The organism is Achromobacter xylosoxidans (assembly GCF_014490035.1).
Lineage (GTDB): Bacteria > Pseudomonadota > Gammaproteobacteria > Burkholderiales > Burkholderiaceae_B > Achromobacter > Achromobacter bronchisepticus_A.
In genome coordinates this window covers 3,167,175-3,183,128 of the sequence record NZ_CP061008.1, presented here as the reverse complement: position 1 = coordinate 3,183,128, position 15,954 = coordinate 3,167,175, and the positions used below count along the sequence as shown (strand labels likewise).

At 68.9% G+C, this 15,954-nt stretch carries 18 protein-coding genes; 11 read left to right on the top strand and 7 right to left on the bottom strand.

Going from position 1 to position 15,954, the window contains the following annotated elements; translation table 11 throughout:
• Positions 1-77: 77 nt before the first annotated feature.
• The 4 genes from IAG39_RS14910 (at position 78) to IAG39_RS14895 (ending at position 3,911) form a co-directional block, all read left to right on the top strand.
• The gene (locus tag IAG39_RS14910) at positions 78-560 is read left to right on the top strand and encodes a YbaK/prolyl-tRNA synthetase associated domain-containing protein (protein WP_059380030.1); all 483 of its coding nucleotides are present in this window, start codon (positions 78-80) and stop codon (positions 558-560) included.
• 25 nt (positions 561-585) lie between these two features.
• Positions 586-2,565 carry an FUSC family protein gene (locus tag IAG39_RS14905; RefSeq protein WP_118932078.1) on the top strand — a complete coding sequence of 660 codons (1,980 nt, stop codon included), beginning with the start codon at positions 586-588 and terminating at the stop codon, positions 2,563-2,565.
• Between the two features lie 3 nt (positions 2,566-2,568).
• The gene (locus tag IAG39_RS14900) at positions 2,569-3,357 is read left to right on the top strand and encodes an NRDE family protein (RefSeq protein ID WP_118932079.1); all 789 of its coding nucleotides are present in this window, start codon (positions 2,569-2,571) and stop codon (positions 3,355-3,357) included.
• Positions 3,358-3,476: 119 nt separating this feature from the next.
• Entirely contained in the window at positions 3,477-3,911 is a 435-nt protein-coding gene (locus tag IAG39_RS14895) for a carboxypeptidase-like regulatory domain-containing protein (protein ID WP_059380027.1), read from the top strand.
• A 6-nt stretch (positions 3,912-3,917) separates the two neighbouring features.
• Here the strand turns inward: IAG39_RS14895 and IAG39_RS14890 are convergent, their stop codons facing one another.
• Positions 3,918-4,895 carry a glycerophosphodiester phosphodiesterase family protein gene (locus IAG39_RS14890; protein WP_118932080.1) on the bottom strand — a complete coding sequence of 326 codons (978 nt, stop codon included), beginning with the start codon at positions 4,893-4,895 and terminating at the stop codon, positions 3,918-3,920.
• Positions 4,896-4,906: 11 nt separating this feature from the next.
• Positions 4,907-5,281 (bottom strand): MAPEG family protein, encoded by a 375-nt coding sequence (locus IAG39_RS14885; protein WP_118932081.1) that lies wholly within the window; start codon positions 5,279-5,281, stop codon positions 4,907-4,909.
• 195 nt (positions 5,282-5,476) lie between these two features.
• On the opposite strand from IAG39_RS14885, the gene IAG39_RS14880 reads away from it, so the two are divergent.
• Positions 5,477-6,280, top strand: a complete 804-nt coding sequence (locus IAG39_RS14880; protein ID WP_165867803.1) for a CPBP family intramembrane glutamic endopeptidase — start codon at positions 5,477-5,479, stop codon at positions 6,278-6,280.
• 16 nt (positions 6,281-6,296) lie between these two features.
• Here IAG39_RS14880 and IAG39_RS14875 read toward each other — a convergent pair whose 3' ends face one another.
• From IAG39_RS14875 to IAG39_RS14860, 4 genes are all read right to left on the bottom strand, one after another.
• A complete protein-coding gene (locus IAG39_RS14875) occupies positions 6,297-7,349 on the bottom strand; it encodes an alkene reductase (protein WP_059380023.1) in 1,053 nt (350 codons plus the stop codon).
• Between the two features lie 49 nt (positions 7,350-7,398).
• Positions 7,399-7,746, bottom strand: a complete 348-nt coding sequence (locus IAG39_RS14870) for an ArsR/SmtB family transcription factor (protein WP_059380022.1) — start codon at positions 7,744-7,746, stop codon at positions 7,399-7,401.
• A 160-nt stretch (positions 7,747-7,906) separates the two neighbouring features.
• Positions 7,907-9,316, bottom strand: a complete 1,410-nt coding sequence (locus tag IAG39_RS14865) for an amidase family protein (RefSeq protein ID WP_118932083.1) — start codon at positions 9,314-9,316, stop codon at positions 7,907-7,909.
• Positions 9,317-9,369: 53 nt separating this feature from the next.
• Positions 9,370-10,356 (bottom strand): Bug family tripartite tricarboxylate transporter substrate binding protein, encoded by a 987-nt coding sequence (locus IAG39_RS14860; protein WP_059380020.1) that lies wholly within the window; start codon positions 10,354-10,356, stop codon positions 9,370-9,372.
• A 127-nt stretch (positions 10,357-10,483) separates the two neighbouring features.
• Between IAG39_RS14860 and IAG39_RS14855 the strand changes: the two genes are divergently transcribed.
• Positions 10,484-11,452, top strand: a complete 969-nt coding sequence (locus IAG39_RS14855; protein WP_223283340.1) for a LysR substrate-binding domain-containing protein — start codon at positions 10,484-10,486, stop codon at positions 11,450-11,452.
• Here IAG39_RS14855 and arfB read toward each other — a convergent pair.
• Positions 11,418-11,834 carry an alternative ribosome rescue aminoacyl-tRNA hydrolase ArfB gene (arfB, locus tag IAG39_RS14850; RefSeq protein ID WP_059380019.1) on the bottom strand — a complete coding sequence of 139 codons (417 nt, stop codon included), beginning with the start codon at positions 11,832-11,834 and terminating at the stop codon, positions 11,418-11,420. The two genes, IAG39_RS14855 and arfB, sit on opposite strands and share 35 nt — an antisense overlap.
• 93 nt (positions 11,835-11,927) lie before the next feature.
• On the opposite strand from arfB, the gene queE reads away from it, so the two are divergent.
• The 5 genes from queE (at position 11,928) to IAG39_RS14825 (ending at position 15,952) form a co-directional block, all read left to right on the top strand.
• On the top strand, positions 11,928-12,560 hold the full coding sequence (gene queE, locus IAG39_RS14845; protein WP_118932084.1) for a 7-carboxy-7-deazaguanine synthase: 633 nt from the start codon (positions 11,928-11,930) through the stop codon (positions 12,558-12,560).
• Between the two features lie 28 nt (positions 12,561-12,588).
• Positions 12,589-13,032: a 6-carboxytetrahydropterin synthase QueD gene (gene queD / locus IAG39_RS14840; RefSeq protein WP_013394146.1), complete on the top strand. Its 444-nt coding sequence runs from the start codon at positions 12,589-12,591 to the stop codon at positions 13,030-13,032.
• Between the two features lie 186 nt (positions 13,033-13,218).
• Entirely contained in the window at positions 13,219-13,695 is a 477-nt protein-coding gene (locus IAG39_RS14835) for a MarR family winged helix-turn-helix transcriptional regulator (protein WP_059380017.1), read from the top strand.
• Entirely contained in the window at positions 13,692-15,743 is a 2,052-nt protein-coding gene (locus tag IAG39_RS14830) for an FUSC family protein (RefSeq protein ID WP_059380016.1), read from the top strand. Before IAG39_RS14835 ends, IAG39_RS14830 begins: the two co-directional genes overlap by 4 nt.
• Positions 15,740-15,952: a DUF1656 domain-containing protein gene (locus IAG39_RS14825; RefSeq protein WP_013394149.1), complete on the top strand. Its 213-nt coding sequence runs from the start codon at positions 15,740-15,742 to the stop codon at positions 15,950-15,952. Before IAG39_RS14830 ends, IAG39_RS14825 begins: the two co-directional genes overlap by 4 nt.
• The last annotated feature ends 2 nt before the right edge of the window (positions 15,953-15,954 follow it).

Sequence of the window (15,954 nt, the reverse complement as noted above, 5' to 3'; positions counted from 1 at the left end):
CGCGGCGGGCGTATCATGCGGCGTACGAGGCCGACTCCCGGCCTGCTCCCGCCACATCCCGATCTACGCGCCCCGACATGGAAGTCTTCGAACGCCTGCAAGCCCTGCTTGCCCAGAACCAGGCCCGCTACCGCCTGATTGAACACGCCGCAGCCGGCCGCTCCGTCGAAGTCGCGGCGATTCGCGGCACCGAGGTCAGCCAGGGCGCCAAGGCGCTGGTCTGCCGCGTCAAGATATCCTCCAACCAGCGCCGCAATGTGCTGGCCGTGTTCCCGGCCGACAAGCAGGCCGACCTGGACGCAATCGCACGCGCGGCCGGCGGCAAAAAGGCGTCGCTGGCGTCGCAGGACCTGGCGCGCGAACTCACCGGCTGCGAGATCGGCGCCATCCCGCCCTTCACTTTCAATCCCGACCTGCACCTGCTGGTGGATCCCAGCCTGCGCCAGCGCCACGATGAAATCGTGTTCAATGCCGGCCGCCTGGACGCCTCCATCCTCCTGAACACGGAAGATTACTTCCGGCTGGCCGCGCCCGACGAGGCGCCGCTGATCAAGGCCTGACTCCGGGCCGCGCCACGAGGCTGCCGTGTTCCGTTCCTCGCTGAAACATGCCGCGCGCAACGCCAACATGCGTTGGCTGATGAGCCTGGCGCACATGGAGCCTTCGCCCGTCAGCCGCTGGGTGGCGCTGCGTGCCGCCCTGGCCATCGGCTTGCCTTCGACGGTCGGACTCGCGCTGGACCAGAGCGCGGCGGCGGCCCTGGTCGCGCTGGGCGCGCTGCCCGCCATCACCGGCGACAATGGCGGCCCTTACCGCAACCGCGCGCTGTCCATCGGCGCCACCGTGTTCGGCGGCGCGTTTGGGTACTTCCTCGGCACGATGATTGCCGGACACGGGCTATGGACCTCCGCGGCCATGACGCTGCTGGTGCTGGCGGCCAGCCTGGTCGGCACCTTCAACAACATCGCCGCTGTTTCCACGCTGCAATTCGCCACCTACGTCATCGTCGGCGCCAGCCTGACTTCCAACCTGCCGTCCTGGCTGCCTTCCGTGCTGGTGGGAGCCGGTGGCCTGTTCGGGCTGGCGCTGACGCTGACGGGCTGGGTGGTCAACCCGATAGCGCCCGAACGCGCCGCCGTCGCCATGGCCTACCGCAAACTGGCCGCCATGTTCGCCGCCATCGGCACCTCGCACACCATGAGCGCGCGGCGCGACATGGAAGCGGCCATGACCACCGCCTACGACACCGTGCTGGCTGCCCGCCGCGGCGCGGCCGGCCCCTCCCCCCGGCTGGCGCGGCTGGCGGCGCAGCTGCAAGCCTGTACGCCGCTGACCAATACCGCGCTGGAGCTGGCCCGCGCCGGCCGGGTGCTGCCGCACGATTGCGCACGCGTCATGAACCGGTTGGCCGACCGCGTGGAGAACGATGCGACGCCGGACCCGCGCGAGGACATCGCGGCCTTGCGCCAGGCGGACATGGCACCCTTGGCCGACGCGCTGGCCCAGGTGCAGCCCCTGCTGGACGGCGCCACGCTATCCGAGGCCGACGCCTTTGCCGGCCTGCCCCCCGCGCGGCCGCGCACGCCCTGGCGCGTGCTGGCGCGCACCTACCGGCCGGGGCCGACCACCGTGCGCTATCTGGTGCGGCTGGGGCTGTGCCTGATCGCCGCCGAGGCCGTGTCCATGGCGTTCTCGCTGCCGCGCTCCTACTGGGTGCCGCTGATCGTGGTGGTGGTGTTCAAACCCAACTTCGGCTCGGTGTTCGCGCGGGCGCTGCAAAGCTGCGCGGGCAGCGTGGTCGGCGTGGCGATCAGCGCGACCGTGCTGGCGCTGGACCGCAACGGCATCGTCAGCCTGCTCACGGTGGCCGGGCTGGCGTCCCTGCTGCCCTGGTCGGTGCGGCGCAACTACGGCTTGTTCTCGGCCATCCTGCTGCCCATCCTGATGCTGCTGATCGGCGCGCTGCAACCAGGCAGCTGGCCCATCGCGCTGGCGCGCCTGATCGATGTGGCCGTGGCCGCGGGCATCGTGCTGCTGGTGGGCTACCTGCCGTGGATACGGATCGAGCGCAGCAACCTGGACCACACCGTCGCCGCCGCCATGGACACGCTGGCCGCCTACCTGAACACCGTGTTCCAGGCCGATCCCACCAGCCGCCACGACCTGCGCGCCAGCGCCTACGCGCGCCTGTCCGACCTGCGCATCGCCTTGCAGCGCGGGCTGTCGGAACCGCGCCTGGTCAGCCGCCGCGCGCTCGCCTGGTGGCCGGTGGAGGTCGCGCTGGAGCGCGTGGCCAATGCCATTTCCGACACCGCCTGGTCGCTGCCCGCCGACCAGCCGGCGCCCAGCGCCGCGGAGCTGGCGCAACTGGCGGCCAGCCTGCACCAGATGAGCGCCGCTGTTGCGCAAGGCGCGGCCATGCCGGCCGCCGCCATCGCGTCGCCCGCGCCGGCGCTGCGCGACGTGGCCGCCCAGATCGAAGCCTTGCGCGCCGCGCTGGCCGGCCCGGATTTCGCGGCTGCGCCAGGCAAAGCCATTCCCGACAAACCCGCCAACCAGGTCTGAACCATGTGTCTTGCCGTACTGGCCCTGCACGCCCTGCCGGGCATCCCCGTCCTGATCGCCGCCAACCGCGATGAATTCCACCAACGCCCCACCTTGCCCGCCGCGCAATGGCCCGATGCGCCCGAGGTCTACGCCGGCCGCGACGGCCTGGCCGGCGGCAGCTGGATGGGCGCGACGACCGGCGGACGCCATGCGCTGGTCACCAACTTCCGCGAACCGGGCCGGATCATCGAGAACGCGCCTTCGCGCGGCGCGCTGGTCGAAGACTATCTGCGCGGCACGGCCTCCGCGGCCGACTACCTGGCGCAAGTGCATGCCAAGGGCCAGGCCTACAACGGCTTCAACCTGATCGTGGGCGATGCGCGCGAAGCCTGGTATCTCAGCAACCGCGATGGCGGCCCGCGCCGCCTGGCTCCAGGCGTCTACGCCCTGTCCAACCATCTGCTGGACACGCCCTGGCCCAAGCTGGCGCGCACCAAGGCGGCTTTCGAAGCCGTGCTGCGCAGCGGGCCGCAGCCCGACCTGCCCGCGCTGATGGCCGCGCTGGCAGACCGCCAGCCCGCCGACGACGCCGACCTGCCCGCCACCGGTCTGCCACTGGATCGCGAAAGGCTATTGAGCAGCCCGTTCATCGTCAGTCCGAACTATGGCACCCGCAGTTCCAGCGTACTGGCGCTGCGCGACGGTGGCGCCGGACAGCTGGATGAAAGGCGCTTCGCCCCGGACGGCTCGGTCAGCGGCGAAAGCCGGCTGACATTTTCCTGGCGCGCGGCACGCGGTACGCTTACCTAGGCTGCGGAAACAATCGGTTGATATCGGAGACCCGCCGGCGCGAACTCCGCGCCGGCATGCGGGTCGAAATGTTCATGCGCGTACAAAACCGCGCAGATCGTCCTATCCAGGAGAGTCTCATGAACAAGCGTATAGAACGCTGCACCATGGCCGCCGCGATGGCGCTGGGCAGCATGGCCTTTGCCGGCATCCTGTCCACCGCCCAGGCGGGCATGCCGCCGGTGCAGCAGCAGGGTTCGGTGCAGTATGTCAGCGGCGGCATCGGGCTGGACGAATCCGAAGCCATGAAGGCCGCAGCCAAGGACTATCCGCTGGCGCTGACGTTCGCGGCGCAACGCGACGGCCAGGCGGACTACGTTGCAAATGTCTCCGTCACCATCAGCGATGCGCATGGCAAGTCCGTGCTGCAAACCACTGCCGAAGGCCCGTACATGCTGGTCAAGCTGCCGGCCGGCAACTACAAGATCTCGGCCACCTACAACGGCCAGGCGCAGAACCGCAACGTCGCGGTGCAAAACACCGGTACCGCGCGCGCCGTGTTCGAATGGAAGTAACGGCTTTCATGGCCCGCGCTTGAACGCGCGCGCCACGGCTTCGATTTCGTTGGTCCAGATCCCGCCCGCGTATCCCGCCGGCACGCGGCGTATGTCCTCGGGCGTGTCGATGCCCGTGGAATGGCCATCGCCGGCGTAAGGACCGAGCAGGAACACGCTGCTGCCCGCCGCCTCCATGCGGTCCAGGAAGCGGCCGGGCCAGCCCCACAGCCAGGGCGCGACATTCACCGGCACTGTCAGCGCCATGCCGCGGCAGACTTGCGGCACATGGCCCGTCCAGCCCGCCGCCGCATAACCCAACAGGCAGGATTTCAGATCCGCGCGCGTCAGCGTGCGCACGCCCGGCGCCAACTCGCGCAGCCGGCCTACCGGCTCCTCGCCTCCGTACACCATGAAATCGGCGCGCCTGGCCGGCGGCAAGCCGTTGAGCACCGCCGCCAACGCCGCGCCTTCCTCCGCGTCGCGGCTCTTGACGTTGATGAGAAAGCGCTGGCGCGGAAACGCCTGCAGCACTTCGGACAGCGTGGGCATCAGGCCCACGCCGCGCCCGCGGAACGGAAAGGTCTTGCCGCCATCCGCGGTGTAGCCATAGCCGATGTCCAGCGCCTTGAGTTCGGCCATCGTGTGCTCGCGCGTCGCGCCGCGGCCCTCGGTGCGGCAATCGACCGTCCAGTCGTGGAACACGGCGAACTGGCCGTCGGTGGTGGGATGGACGTCGATCTCGACGATGTCCGCGCCGGCCTCGAAGCTGGCGCGCATGGAGGCGATGGTGTTTTCCAGATAGCCGTGCGTGGGTTCGACGATGCGGCTCGCGGTGCAGGTGTCCCGCTCCATGCCCGCCGTGTCGTAGCGTTGCGCGATGCCGCGATGCGCGAGCAGCGTCGCCCGCGCGCCGGGATCGGACGCCGACCAGTCAGCGTTGTTGACGTAGATGAAGCCCGGCAACGCAATGGCCGCCAGCGCCGCGACACGCCGCTTGCGCATGGCGCCGCCCGTTAAACGCCTGCGAACAGGATCGCAATGATGAAGCCCACGCTGATCGCCCACACCAGCGAACGCAGCGCGCCCCAGCCCGCCAGGTACATGGCCAGATAGCCCAGCCGCACGCCCAGCCAGCAGGCCATCAAGGTGGCCACGTGCGCGGGCGGCGCCTGGGTATACAGCGCGAACAGCACCGCCGCGTAGAAGAACGGCAGCGCTTCGAAGGTATTGGTCTGCGCCGCGTTGGCGCGCGCCCGCCAGCCCTCCTGCCGCGCCAGCCAGGCGCGCGGATCGTTGTTGTCGAATTTCTTTCCGCCCGCCTTGGCGACGATCGCCGACACGAAAGGCAGCACGGCCGCCGCCAACATCAACCACGCGATCATTTTCATAGTCTGGCTCCCAGGTATCCGGCAGGCGCCAGGATACCTGGGTTCGCCGCGCGGCGTCAGCACACGCGCTCAGCGGCCCGGCGCGCATGCCGTGCGGCTTGCACAGAGCGGCGCGTTTACACTCAGCGCTTTCAACGCCCGTCCACGCCCGTGCCCCTGCTCAGCCCCTGGTCCGCACTGTTCATCGCCGCCGCCATGCTGTGGCCGCCCGCCACGCGCCGCTGGGCGCTGGCGCCGCTTGCCGCCGCCTACGCCTGGGCCTGGACCGATGGCACGATAAACGCCGTGGCGCTGGTCTGGCCGACGTTGCTGATCGCGGCGGCCGTGCTGGTCCAGCCCGCATCGGGCGCAATGGCGCGCACCGCCGGCCATGCGCTCTTCATCGCACTGGCCGCGCTGCTGTTCCTGCACTGGCTGCCGGGCTTCCACAACCCGCAAGTCATCGCGCCGGCGCCCCTGAGTCCGGACGCCGTGCCTTTCGGCATGTACCTGAACCTGGACAAGCCGCTGGTGGCGTTCTGGGTGGTGCTGGCGCTGGCGCCGCCGATGGCGGGGCCGACCCCGCGCGCCACGCTGTCGGCCGCGTTCCTGGCCTGCGCGGGCGCGGTGGCCCTGTGCCTGGGCTGCGCGCTGGCGCTGGGCGTGGTCGGCTGGACGCCCAAGTGGCCGCAATCGGGCTGGATCTGGCTGATCAACAATGCCTTGCTGGTGACCTTGGCCGAGGAGGCGCTGTTCCGCGGCTACCTGCAGCAGCGGCTGACGGACCTGTGGCGCGGCCGCGCCTGGGGTTCGTGGGCAGCCTTGATCATCGCGGCCGCGCTGTTCGGCCTGGCGCACTACGCAGGCGGCTGGCAATGGATGCTGCTGGCCGGCCTGGCGGGCGCGGCCTACGGCCTCGCCTACAAGTACGGCGGCCTGGCCGCGGCGGTGCTGGCGCACCTGGGCCTGAACGCGGCGCACTTCGGCTTGTTCACCTATCCGATGCGCGCCGTGCTCTGAATACCGGACCAGCCGGTCAAGCCAGGGCCGGATAGTCGGTATAGCCGCCCGGGCCAGGCGCATAGAACGTGGCTGGGTTGGGCCGGTTCAGCGGCGCCTTGAGTTCGAAGCGGCGCGCCAGATCCGGGTTGGCGATGTATTGCACGCCGAAGGCCACGGCATCGGCCCGGCCCGCGGCGATGGCGGCCTCGGCCGACTCGCGGCCGAATCCTTCGTTGGCGATGTAGGTGCCGCCGAACTCGGCCTTGAGCATCGGGCCCAGGCTGTCGGCGGCTTCATACTCGCGCACGCACAGGAAGGCGATACCGCGCTTGCCCAGTTCACGCGCCACGTAGCCGAAGGTGGCGGCCGGGTTGGAATCGCCCATGGTGTGGATTTCCCCGCGCGGCGACAGATGCACGCCCACGCGGCCCGCGCCCCACACCGACACGCTGGCGTCCACCGCTTCCAGCAGCAGCCGCGCGCGGTTTTCGAGCGAACCGCCATAGGCGTCAGTGCGGTGGTTGGTGCTGTCCTGCAGGAACTGGTCCAGCAGATAGCCGTTGGCGGCATGCACTTCCACGCCGTCGAAACCGGCCTCCATGGCCATCCGCGCGCCGTGGCGGTAAGCCTCGACCACGCCCGGAATCTCGGCGGTTTCCAGCGCGCGCGGCGTGACGTAGGCGCGCTGCGGCCGCACATGGCTGACGTGGCCCTTGGCCGCAATGGCGCTGGGCGCCACGGGCAGTTCGCCGTCCAGGAACATGGGATCGGAGATCCGGCCCACGTGCCAGAGCTGCGCCACGATCAGGCCGCCGGCCCGGTGCACCGCGGACGTGACCTTGCGCCAGCCCTGGACCTGTTCGGGGGTCCACAGGCCCGGCGTATCGGCATAGCCGACGCCTTGCGGGGTGACCGCCGTGGCTTCGGTCAGGATCATGCCGGCGCCGGCGCGCTGGGTGTAGTACTCGACCATCAGGTCGTTGGGCACGCGGCCCGGGCTGGCGTGCATGCGCGTCAAGGGCGCCATCACGATGCGGTTGCGCAGCGTCAGATCGCCTGCGCGCAGGGGTTCGAAAAGTTGGCTCATGCGTAAATCCTTGGCCCCGGATGAAGGGGCCGCTGGCGGCGTAGCGGGGCTACATATCCTGGTTCAATTGCCGCAGGAACGCGGCAATGGCGGCTTCGTTGCGACGGTAAAAAATCCACTGCCCCACCTTGGTCGCCGAGATCAGGCCCGCGCGCTGCAGAACGGCCAGGTGCGAGGACACGGTGGACTGGGACAGTCCGCAGCGTTCATCGATGTGGCCCGCGCATACGCCATGCTCGAAGGTATGGCCCGGGCGTACCTCGAAGTACGCGTGCGGCGTCTTCAGCCAGGCAAGAATGTCGCGCCGCACCGGATTGGCCAGCGCCTTGAGGATGGCGTCGGCGTCGATGGCAGGTAGCGAGGCGGCAGGGTCGGGGCTGGAAGTTGAGACCGTCATATTGAAGTATCGCAATTTATCGAATCTTATATCGGAACTATTCGATATATAGTCATGCCCCTGCGCCGGACAGGGCTTTATGGCCGGGGCGGATAGCCGCGCGCGGCTATCCGCCCCGCCCCCCATAGCCGCCCTTCCCCTTCCTTCCCCCCCGCGCCGCTCAGGCCAAGAGCCTATCCTGCACCGACCACCCCGCGCGCGCCTCGATGGCTTCGCCCGCGGCCAGGCACAGGTCTTCCCGGAACCGCCCCGCCACCAGCTGGACGCCCATCGGCACGCCGTCCGCCAGGCCCACAGGGACCGACAGGCCGGGCAAGCCCAGTATCGCGGTCGAGACCAGCGGGCTCTGCGCGCGCAGCATGTCGCCCATGGCTGCGTCGCCTTGCTGATCCTGGTCAATGGCGAATGGAAGCTCGAACGACACCGGCATGAGCACGAGCGGATAGCGGTCGAAGAACCCGCCCCATTCCCGCAGTATCGTGGTGCGCAGCGCCAGCGCCTGGACCAGGCCGTCCTTGTCCAGCGGCGCGGTGTGCGCCAGCATGCTGCGATACGCGCGCTGTATCGCAGCGTCGCCGGCGCGCTCGATTTCGCGGCCCATGGAGCCGGACGCTTCGTTCATCAATACGTTGCGCCATAGCTCGGCCGCTTCCTCGAAACGGGGCGGCGCTGCCGTTTCGATGATGTAGCCCGCGTCTTCCAGGTACTTTGCGGCGCGCAGCAAGGCGTCCAGCACGGCGGGATCGGGCTTGAAGGCCGAGGTGCCGCAGAACAGCGCCACCCGCCGGCAGTCCCCGGGCTGGCGTAGGTCCAGCGGCGCAGGCACCCACCACGGATCGCGGGAATCGCCCGCCGACATGGCCTCCAGCCCGAGTCTCAGGTCGGCGATGTTCCGTGCCAAGGGACCCTGGGTCGCGGCCAGTTGGGAAGCCACCGGGCGCTCCGACTTCTGGCTGGCGTTGTAGGCCGGCACCCGGCCTTGCGACGGCCGCAGCCCCGCCACGCCGCAGGCGTAGGCCGGGTAGCGGATCGATCCGCCCTGGTCGCTGCCGTGCGCCAGCGGCCCCATGCCCAGGGCTGCGGCGACGGCCGCGCCGCCGCTGGAGCCGCCCGGCGTGCGCGCGGCGTCGAACGGATTGACGGTGCGGCCATGCAGGTCGTTGTCCGAAAACCAGCGCCAGGAGAATGCCGGAACGTTGCTGCGGCCGATCACCACGGCGCCGGCCTTGAGCCAGTTGTCGACGGCGGGATTGTTCTCGCTTGCGATGAGGTCCCGATACGCGACGACGCCATTGGTGGTGGCCGACCCGGCCAGATCTGCATTGGCCTTGATCGTCACCGGCACGCCGTGCAGGATGCCTAGCGGCGCGCCCGCGCGCACCGCGGCGTCGGCGGCGTCGGCCGCCTGCAGGGCCTGGTCGGCGCAGATCTCGGTGAGCGGGTTGAAGATGGGGTTGAGCCGTTCCGCCCGTTGCAGGCAGTTCTGCACCGCTTCCCGGCTGGAAACTTCCCGCTTGCGGATGGCCTGGGCCAGGTCGACGGCGCTCCAGCGCCAGAGTTCGTTCGTCATGATGGCTCCCTATGGTGTTGAACGCGGGTGTTGAACGCGGGTGCTGAACGCGCTCAGTCGGCCGACGCGCCGGAGCGCTTGACCATCTCCCCCCAGCGCGGGATCTCGGTGGCGATGAGGTTGGCGAACTGTTCAGGCGTGGACGGCGTCGCGTCGACGGACAGCGTTTCGTTGAGCTTGAGCACCGCCGGATCCTGCAGCGCCTTGGCGATGGCGCGATTGAGCTTGTCGATGATGGGCTTGGGCGTACCGGCGGGCGCGACGATGCCGCCCCAGGACACCACTTCGAAGCCCTTCAAGCCGGATTCGTCGAGGGTGGGCACGTCCGAGAGGACAGGCACGCGCGCCAGGCTGGTCGCCCCCAGCACCTTGACCTGGCCGGAGCGGATGAAGGGCAGCACGCCCGCGACGTTGTCGATCATCACGTCAAGCTGCCCGCCCACGATGTCGCCCACCGCCTGTTGGCCGCTCTTGTACGGGACGTGCAGCATGGTCGTGCCCGTCTCGCTCTTGAGCATTTCTCCGGCCAGATGGGCGCTCGATCCCACGCCCAACGAGCCGACGCTGACCTTGCCCGGATGCTGCCTGGCATAGTCGACCAGGCCCTGCACATTGCTTGCCGGGAAGTCGTTGCGGGCGATCAGCACCAGGGCGTTGCTGATGGCCAGGCTGATGGGCGCAAGGCTGCGTTGCGGGTCGTAAGGCAGCTTCGAATACATGCTCTTGTTGATCGCCAGCGTGACCAGGTTGCCGAAGCCGATGGTATAGCCGTCCGGCGCCGCCGCGGCCAGCGCCTGGGTGCCGACGATGCCCCCCGCCCCGCCGCGGTTGTCGACGATCACCGGCTGGCCGAGTTCGCGCCCCAGGGCGTCCGCGATCGGGCGCAGCACCACGTCCGGACCGGACCCCGCCACATACGGCACGATGAGCTTGACCGGCCGTTGGGGCCAATCCGCCTGCGCCGCGCCGGCGCCTGCCGCGCCCAGCAAGGCAAAACACAGTGAAAGGGTCTGGCGTACACGACGGGGAAAGATCTGCATGGCTTGCTCCTGAAGTACGGGACTGCATGGTCTGGTCGTCGTGAAGCTTAGAGATCGCCCGCGCTGCGCATAAGGCTATTTCTTTGTTAAGGTGACAACTATCAGTTGTCGCTACCGGGGGAAGCATATGAAAGACCACCATCTGCGGGCCTGGCTGAAGGTCGCCGAATTGCGCAGCATCCGGGCTGCGGCGCGCAGCCTGCACCTGAGCCAGGCCGCCGTGACCAAGGCCATCAAGGAACTGGAAACGGAACTGGAAGCGCCGCTGCTCACGCGCAGCCCCCAGGGCATCGAGGTCACCGAGTGCGGCGTACACCTGACGGTGCGGGCGCAGCTTGCCCAGGCCCAGCTCTCGTTGGCACGCCAGGACATCCGCCAACTGCTCAGCGGCGCCCAGGCGCGGGTGGCGGTGGGCGTGACGCCCATGGTGATGCTGAGCGTGCTGCCCGACGTGCTGAACGATTTCAGGCAGAGCATGCCCGCGGCCAAGCTCAAGGTCTCGGAAGGCCTGCTGGCCGCCGTGCTGCCGGCATTGCGCAACGGTTCATTGGATTTCGCGTTGGCGTCCGGCATGGCCGGGAACCATGGCGGGCAGGAATTCGATTTCGAGGAACTGCGGCCGCTGGAATTCATGGTCGCCTGCCGCCGCGGTCATCCGCTGGCGGGCGCCACGCGTTGGCAAGACATCGCGGGCTGCGAATGGCTGCTCAACACCTCGGGCGGCAGCCACACCGACGCTTTTCTGCAAGGCTTGCGCGCAAACGGCCTGCAACCGCCCGAACGCGTCATCGATTGCGATACGTTCGGCGTGATGTGGAACCTGATGGTCCGCAGCGACGCGTTGATCGTCTGCCCCGCGGGCATGCTCGAGATCCCGCCCTACGGCGCCGAAGCCAGCCAGATCCGCACGGAGGCGCCCATGCCGGTCGCCAGCATCGGCATCATGACGCTGCGGGGAACGCCACTGTCGCTGGCGGCGGCCACCATGGCGGACCTGTTCCGGCAGCGCCTGCACAGCCGCGCCCAGGCCGGGCCGCGGGCCGCCCTCACGCGGGCCGCCCTCAATCCCCCTGGACCCGCCCCCGCAGGCGCTTGACCTCGCCGTGCAGCACCTTGCGCTGCACGCGCCGGCGTTGCGAGGCGCGGGTGGGCTTAGTCGGGCGGCGCGGCTTGTCGGTGCGCGCCGCCGCGCGCACCATGGCGATCAGGCGCTCGATGGCTTCGGCGCGGTTCTTTTCCTGGCTGCGGAACGTCTGCGACTTGATGACGATGACCCCGTCCTTGGAGACGCGGTGATCGCTAAGGGCGCATAGCGCTTCCTTGATTTCCTCGGGCAGGCTGGAGGCTCGCACGTCGAAACGCAGGTGCACGGCGCTGGACACCTTGTTGACGTTCTGGCCGCCCGCGCCCTGGGCGCGGATCATGGTGAACGCGAGATCGCGTTCATCCAGGTAGATGGAATCTTGGACGTGAAACATAGCCCGCAAGTATAGATGCGCCGCGCAAAGTAAAATAATGCGCTTTTGCCTGATTTATCCGGCGTCCGGCCTTATCCGACCGCCGGCACCACCATGACTTACTCCGCCAAAGAAATCTTCAAGACACTGCAGGGCGAAGGCGCCCACGCAGGCCGTGCGGCGGTCTTCTGCCGCTTTGCCGGCTGCAACCTCTGGACCGGCCGCGAAAGCGACCGCGCCAGCGCCGCCTGCACCTTCTGCGACACCGACTTCATCGGCACCGACGGCGACGGCGGCGGCAAGTTCGCCACGCCCGAACTGCTGGCCGACGCCATCGCCGCGGCCTGGGGCCCCGGCGCCAACGACCGCTACGTGGTCTTCACCGGCGGCGAACCGCTGCTGCAACTGGACGCGCCGCTCTTGACCGCGGTGCACGCGCGCGGCTTCACGGTGGCCATCGAAACCAACGGCACCATCAAGCCGCCGGCCGGCATCGACTGGATCTGCGTCAGCCCCAAAGGCACCACGCCCGTGGTCCTGGAGCGCGGCGACGAGCTCAAGCTGGTCTATCCGCAAGCCAACGCGCAGCCCGAAGCCTTCGCGCACCTGGACTTCGACCACTTCTTCCTGCAACCCATGGACGGCCCCGCGCGCGCGGCCAACACCGAACAGGCCGTCCAGTACTGTATGCAGCATCCGCAATGGCGGCTCAGCCTGCAGACCCACAAATACATAGGCATTCCATGATTCACCCTAGCCCCCTGCGGAGCGCGCCATGATTTCCGTGACCCGCAGGCTGGAATTCGACGCCGGCCACCGCATTCCCGACCACCGCAGCCAGTGCCGCAACCTGCACGGCCACCGCTACGTGCTGGAGATCACCCTGACCGGCGACGTGGTGCAGGCGCCCGGCGAATCCGACAACGGCATGCTGATGGATTTCTCCGAGATCAAGCACATCGCCAAGACCCACATCGTGGACGTCTGGGACCATGCCTTCCTGGTGTACGAGGGCGACGCCGCCGTGCGCGGCTTCCTGGACAGCCTGCCCGGCCACAAGACCGTGGTGCTGGACCGCATCCCGACGGCCGAAAACCTGGCCGCCATCGTCTTCCAGACCCTGGCCCCGCACTATCACGGCCACTATGGCGCCGAACTGCGCCTGACCCGCGTGCGCCTGTACGAAACGCCCAACTGCTGGGCGGACTGCAACGGCTGAACGCCGGGGCGCGGCGGCCGCCGCCGCGCCCGCGTCGCTCCCCGCGACGCCGAAAATCCCAGAACACTGTCCCTGGTTTTCCATAGCTGGAACAACCGTCCTCTATTTTCCCGATTGAGAAAATCCATGGAGATAATCGCCATTTTCAATTATTAGTAAGCTAATAGATAGGATACAATCTATTCCATGAACACGCCCACCGACTCCCAGCTCATGGCCACCACCTCCGCCCTGATGGTCCTGTCGCGCGCCTATCGCGGCGCCGCCGACAAGGCCTTGGCCGACTACGGCCTGTCCCAGGCCACCGCCTGGCCCGTGATCCTGGCCGGCCGCCTGGGAGACGGCGTGCGCCAAGGCGCGCTGGCCGAGGCGCTGGGCGTGGAAGGCCCCTCGCTGGTGCGGGTGCTGGACCACCTGGTCGCCGCAGGCCTGATGGAACGCCGCGAAGACCCGCACGACCGCCGCGCCAAGACCCTGCACCTGACCGACGCCGGCCAGGCGCTGCGCGCCAAGGTCGAGGATGTGCTGGTCGATTTGCGCCGCCGCCTGTTCCGGGGCGTGAGCGAAGCCGACCTGCAAGCCTGCCTGCGGGTCTTCGACAGCCTGAAAGTCACCCTGGGCCGCGGCGGCGCCGGCACCCAGCCACAGGACGAACAAGCGTGAAACTCCCCAACGTCCGCGAATCCATCTTCTCGCTCAAGAGCTACCTGAGCGCCATCATGGCGCTCTACCTGGCCTACAGCATGGGGTTGCCGCGTCCGTTCTGGGCCATGACCACGGCCTACGTCGTGGCCCAACCCTGGTCGGGCGCGGTGCGCTCCAAGGCGCTGTACCGCCTGGCCGGCACCTTCTTCGGCTCGGCCGCCACCGTCTACCTGGTGCCGCGGCTATCGAATTCCCCGGTGGTCATGACCGCCGCCATGGTGCTGTGGGTGGGCGCCTGCCTGTACCTGTCGGTGCTGGACCGCACGCCGCGTTCGTACCTCTTCATGCTGGCGGGCTATACCGCCGCCATGATCGGCTTTCCCAGCGTGACCGCCCCCGCCCAGGTGTTCGACACCGCCCTCGCCCGCGTCGAGGAAATCAGCCTGGGCATCGTCTGCGCCACCTTGATCCACAGCATCGTGCTGCCGCGCGGCCTGGCCCCGGCCCTGACGCTGATGCTGGACAAGGCCGTGCGCGACGCCCGCAACTGGATGCACGACACGCTCAGCGGCCAGGCCACCGAACAGAAGGACCGCGACCGCCGCGTGCTGGCCAACGACATCACGCAGCTGCGCCTGATGTCCACCCACGTGCCTTTCGACACCAGCAACCTGCGCTGGACCTCGGGCGCGGTGCGCGCCATGCAGGACCAGATCGCAGCGCTGACGCCCACCGTGTCCGCCGTGGAAGACCGCATGCGCGCCCTGCAGGCCGGCGGCCAGCCACTGCCGGAAGCCGTCACGGCCTTGCTCGCCGACATCTCCGAATGGATCAACGCCGGCGCCCAGGCCACCCACGAGACCGCGGTCCAACTGCGCGCCGCCGCCACCCGCCTCACGCCCGACATCGACAGCCGCTCCAGCTGGCGCGAGGTGCTGCTGGCCAGCCTGATGACGCGCTTGCGCGAACTGGTCGACACCTATGACGAATGCCTGGCGCTGCGCCGCGAGATCCGCGCAGGCCTGGCGGGCGCGCCGCTGCGCGCGCCGCGCTCCAATCCCGCGCCCAACACCGCGCTGCACCGCGACCGCGGCATGGCGCTGCTGTCGGCCCTGGCCGCCGGCGTGGCCATTTCGGTCTGCTGCGCCTTCTGGATCGGCACGGCCTGGAGCAACGGTGCCACCGCCGCGCTCATGGCCGCCATCTTCAGCTGCTTCTTCGCGTCGCAGGACAATCCGGTCCCCGGCATCATGCAGTTCCTGACCTACACGGTGTATTCGATTCCGCTGTCGGCGCTGTACCTGCTGGGCATCATGCCCGCCCTGCATTCGTTCGAGATGCTGGCCCTGGCCATGCTGCCCACCACCTTCGTGCTGGGCATCTTCATTGCCCGGCCCGCCACCGCCGGCAAGGCCATGGCGATGCTGTTCGGCTTCCTGGGCACCATGGCGCTGCAGGACACCAACACCGCCGACATCGTGTCCTTCATCGACACGCAGGTCGCGCAGTGCATGGGCGTTGCCACCGCGGCCATCATCGCCGCCATCTTCCGCACCGTCAGCGCCGACTGGAGCGCACGCCGCATCCAGGCCGCCAACTGGAAGGAACTGGAAACCCTGGCAAGCTCGCCGCGCGCGCCTTCGCGCCACACCTACGCCGCCCGCATGCTGGACCGCATTGGCCTGTTGCAGCCGCGTCTGGCGCTGGCCCAGCGGCCCGACGACCTGGTCGCCGCCGACGCGCTGAAAGACCTGCGCGTGGGCCGCGACATCACCGAACTGCAGCGCGCCCGGCGTCACCTGCCCATGGCGGAACCCGCCATCCAGCCGGTGCTGGACGGACTGGCGAAATTCTTCCACGCGCGCTCGGCCTGGCAGGTCGGCGAAAAGACGCCCGAGTTCCTGGCGCAGATCGACCGTGCGCTGGCCAGCGTGACGGCCACGCCCCCGGGCGCCGCCGCCCGCGACCGCGCCGTGGTCGCGCTGGTGGGCCTGCGCCGCGCCTTCTTCCCCGACGCGCCCGACTACCAACCCGCCCATCCCACCCTGGAGGGCCAAGCATCATGATCGGCGAATTCAATCTCTACGGCGTCTATTTTCCCTGGCTGCTGGTGCTGGGCGTGGTGACCCTGGGCGTGGCCTGGGCAGTGCGCCGCGTGCTGGCCCGCGCCGGGCTGTACCGCCTGGTGTGGCACCCCGCGCTGTTCGACCTGGCGCTGTTCGTGGTGCTGCTGTACGGCGTATCCCTCATTTCCCCCTATTTACTCCAGAGATAAGC

What these genes read in the sequence shown, in the direction of transcription:
- IAG39_RS14910 (WP_059380030.1), top strand. Translation starts at nt 78, where the DNA reads ATGGAAGTCTTCGAACGCCTGCAAGCCCTGCTTGCCCAGAACCAGGCC.
- IAG39_RS14880 (WP_165867803.1), top strand. Translation starts at nt 5,477, where the DNA reads ATGCTGTGGCCGCCCGCCACGCGCCGCTGGGCGCTGGCGCCGCTTGCC.
- IAG39_RS14885 (WP_118932081.1), bottom strand. Translation starts at nt 5,281, where the DNA reads ATGAAAATGATCGCGTGGTTGATGTTGGCGGCGGCCGTGCTGCCTTTC.
- IAG39_RS14900 (WP_118932079.1), top strand. Translation starts at nt 2,569, where the DNA reads ATGTGTCTTGCCGTACTGGCCCTGCACGCCCTGCCGGGCATCCCCGTC.
- IAG39_RS14875 (WP_059380023.1), bottom strand. Translation starts at nt 7,349, where the DNA reads ATGAGCCAACTTTTCGAACCCCTGCGCGCAGGCGATCTGACGCTGCGC.
- queE (WP_118932084.1), top strand. Translation starts at nt 11,928, where the DNA reads ATGACTTACTCCGCCAAAGAAATCTTCAAGACACTGCAGGGCGAAGGC.
- IAG39_RS14865 (WP_118932083.1), bottom strand. Translation starts at nt 9,316, where the DNA reads ATGACGAACGAACTCTGGCGCTGGAGCGCCGTCGACCTGGCCCAGGCC.
- IAG39_RS14870 (WP_059380022.1), bottom strand. Translation starts at nt 7,746, where the DNA reads ATGACGGTCTCAACTTCCAGCCCCGACCCTGCCGCCTCGCTACCTGCC.
- IAG39_RS14895 (WP_059380027.1), top strand. Translation starts at nt 3,477, where the DNA reads ATGAACAAGCGTATAGAACGCTGCACCATGGCCGCCGCGATGGCGCTG.
- queD (WP_013394146.1), top strand. Translation starts at nt 12,589, where the DNA reads ATGATTTCCGTGACCCGCAGGCTGGAATTCGACGCCGGCCACCGCATT.
- IAG39_RS14825 (WP_013394149.1), top strand. Translation starts at nt 15,740, where the DNA reads ATGATCGGCGAATTCAATCTCTACGGCGTCTATTTTCCCTGGCTGCTG.
- arfB (WP_059380019.1), bottom strand. Translation starts at nt 11,834, where the DNA reads ATGTTTCACGTCCAAGATTCCATCTACCTGGATGAACGCGATCTCGCG.
- IAG39_RS14890 (WP_118932080.1), bottom strand. Translation starts at nt 4,895, where the DNA reads ATGCGCAAGCGGCGTGTCGCGGCGCTGGCGGCCATTGCGTTGCCGGGC.
- IAG39_RS14835 (WP_059380017.1), top strand. Translation starts at nt 13,219, where the DNA reads ATGAACACGCCCACCGACTCCCAGCTCATGGCCACCACCTCCGCCCTG.
- IAG39_RS14855 (WP_223283340.1), top strand. Translation starts at nt 10,484, where the DNA reads ATGAAAGACCACCATCTGCGGGCCTGGCTGAAGGTCGCCGAATTGCGC.
- IAG39_RS14860 (WP_059380020.1), bottom strand. Translation starts at nt 10,356, where the DNA reads ATGCAGATCTTTCCCCGTCGTGTACGCCAGACCCTTTCACTGTGTTTT.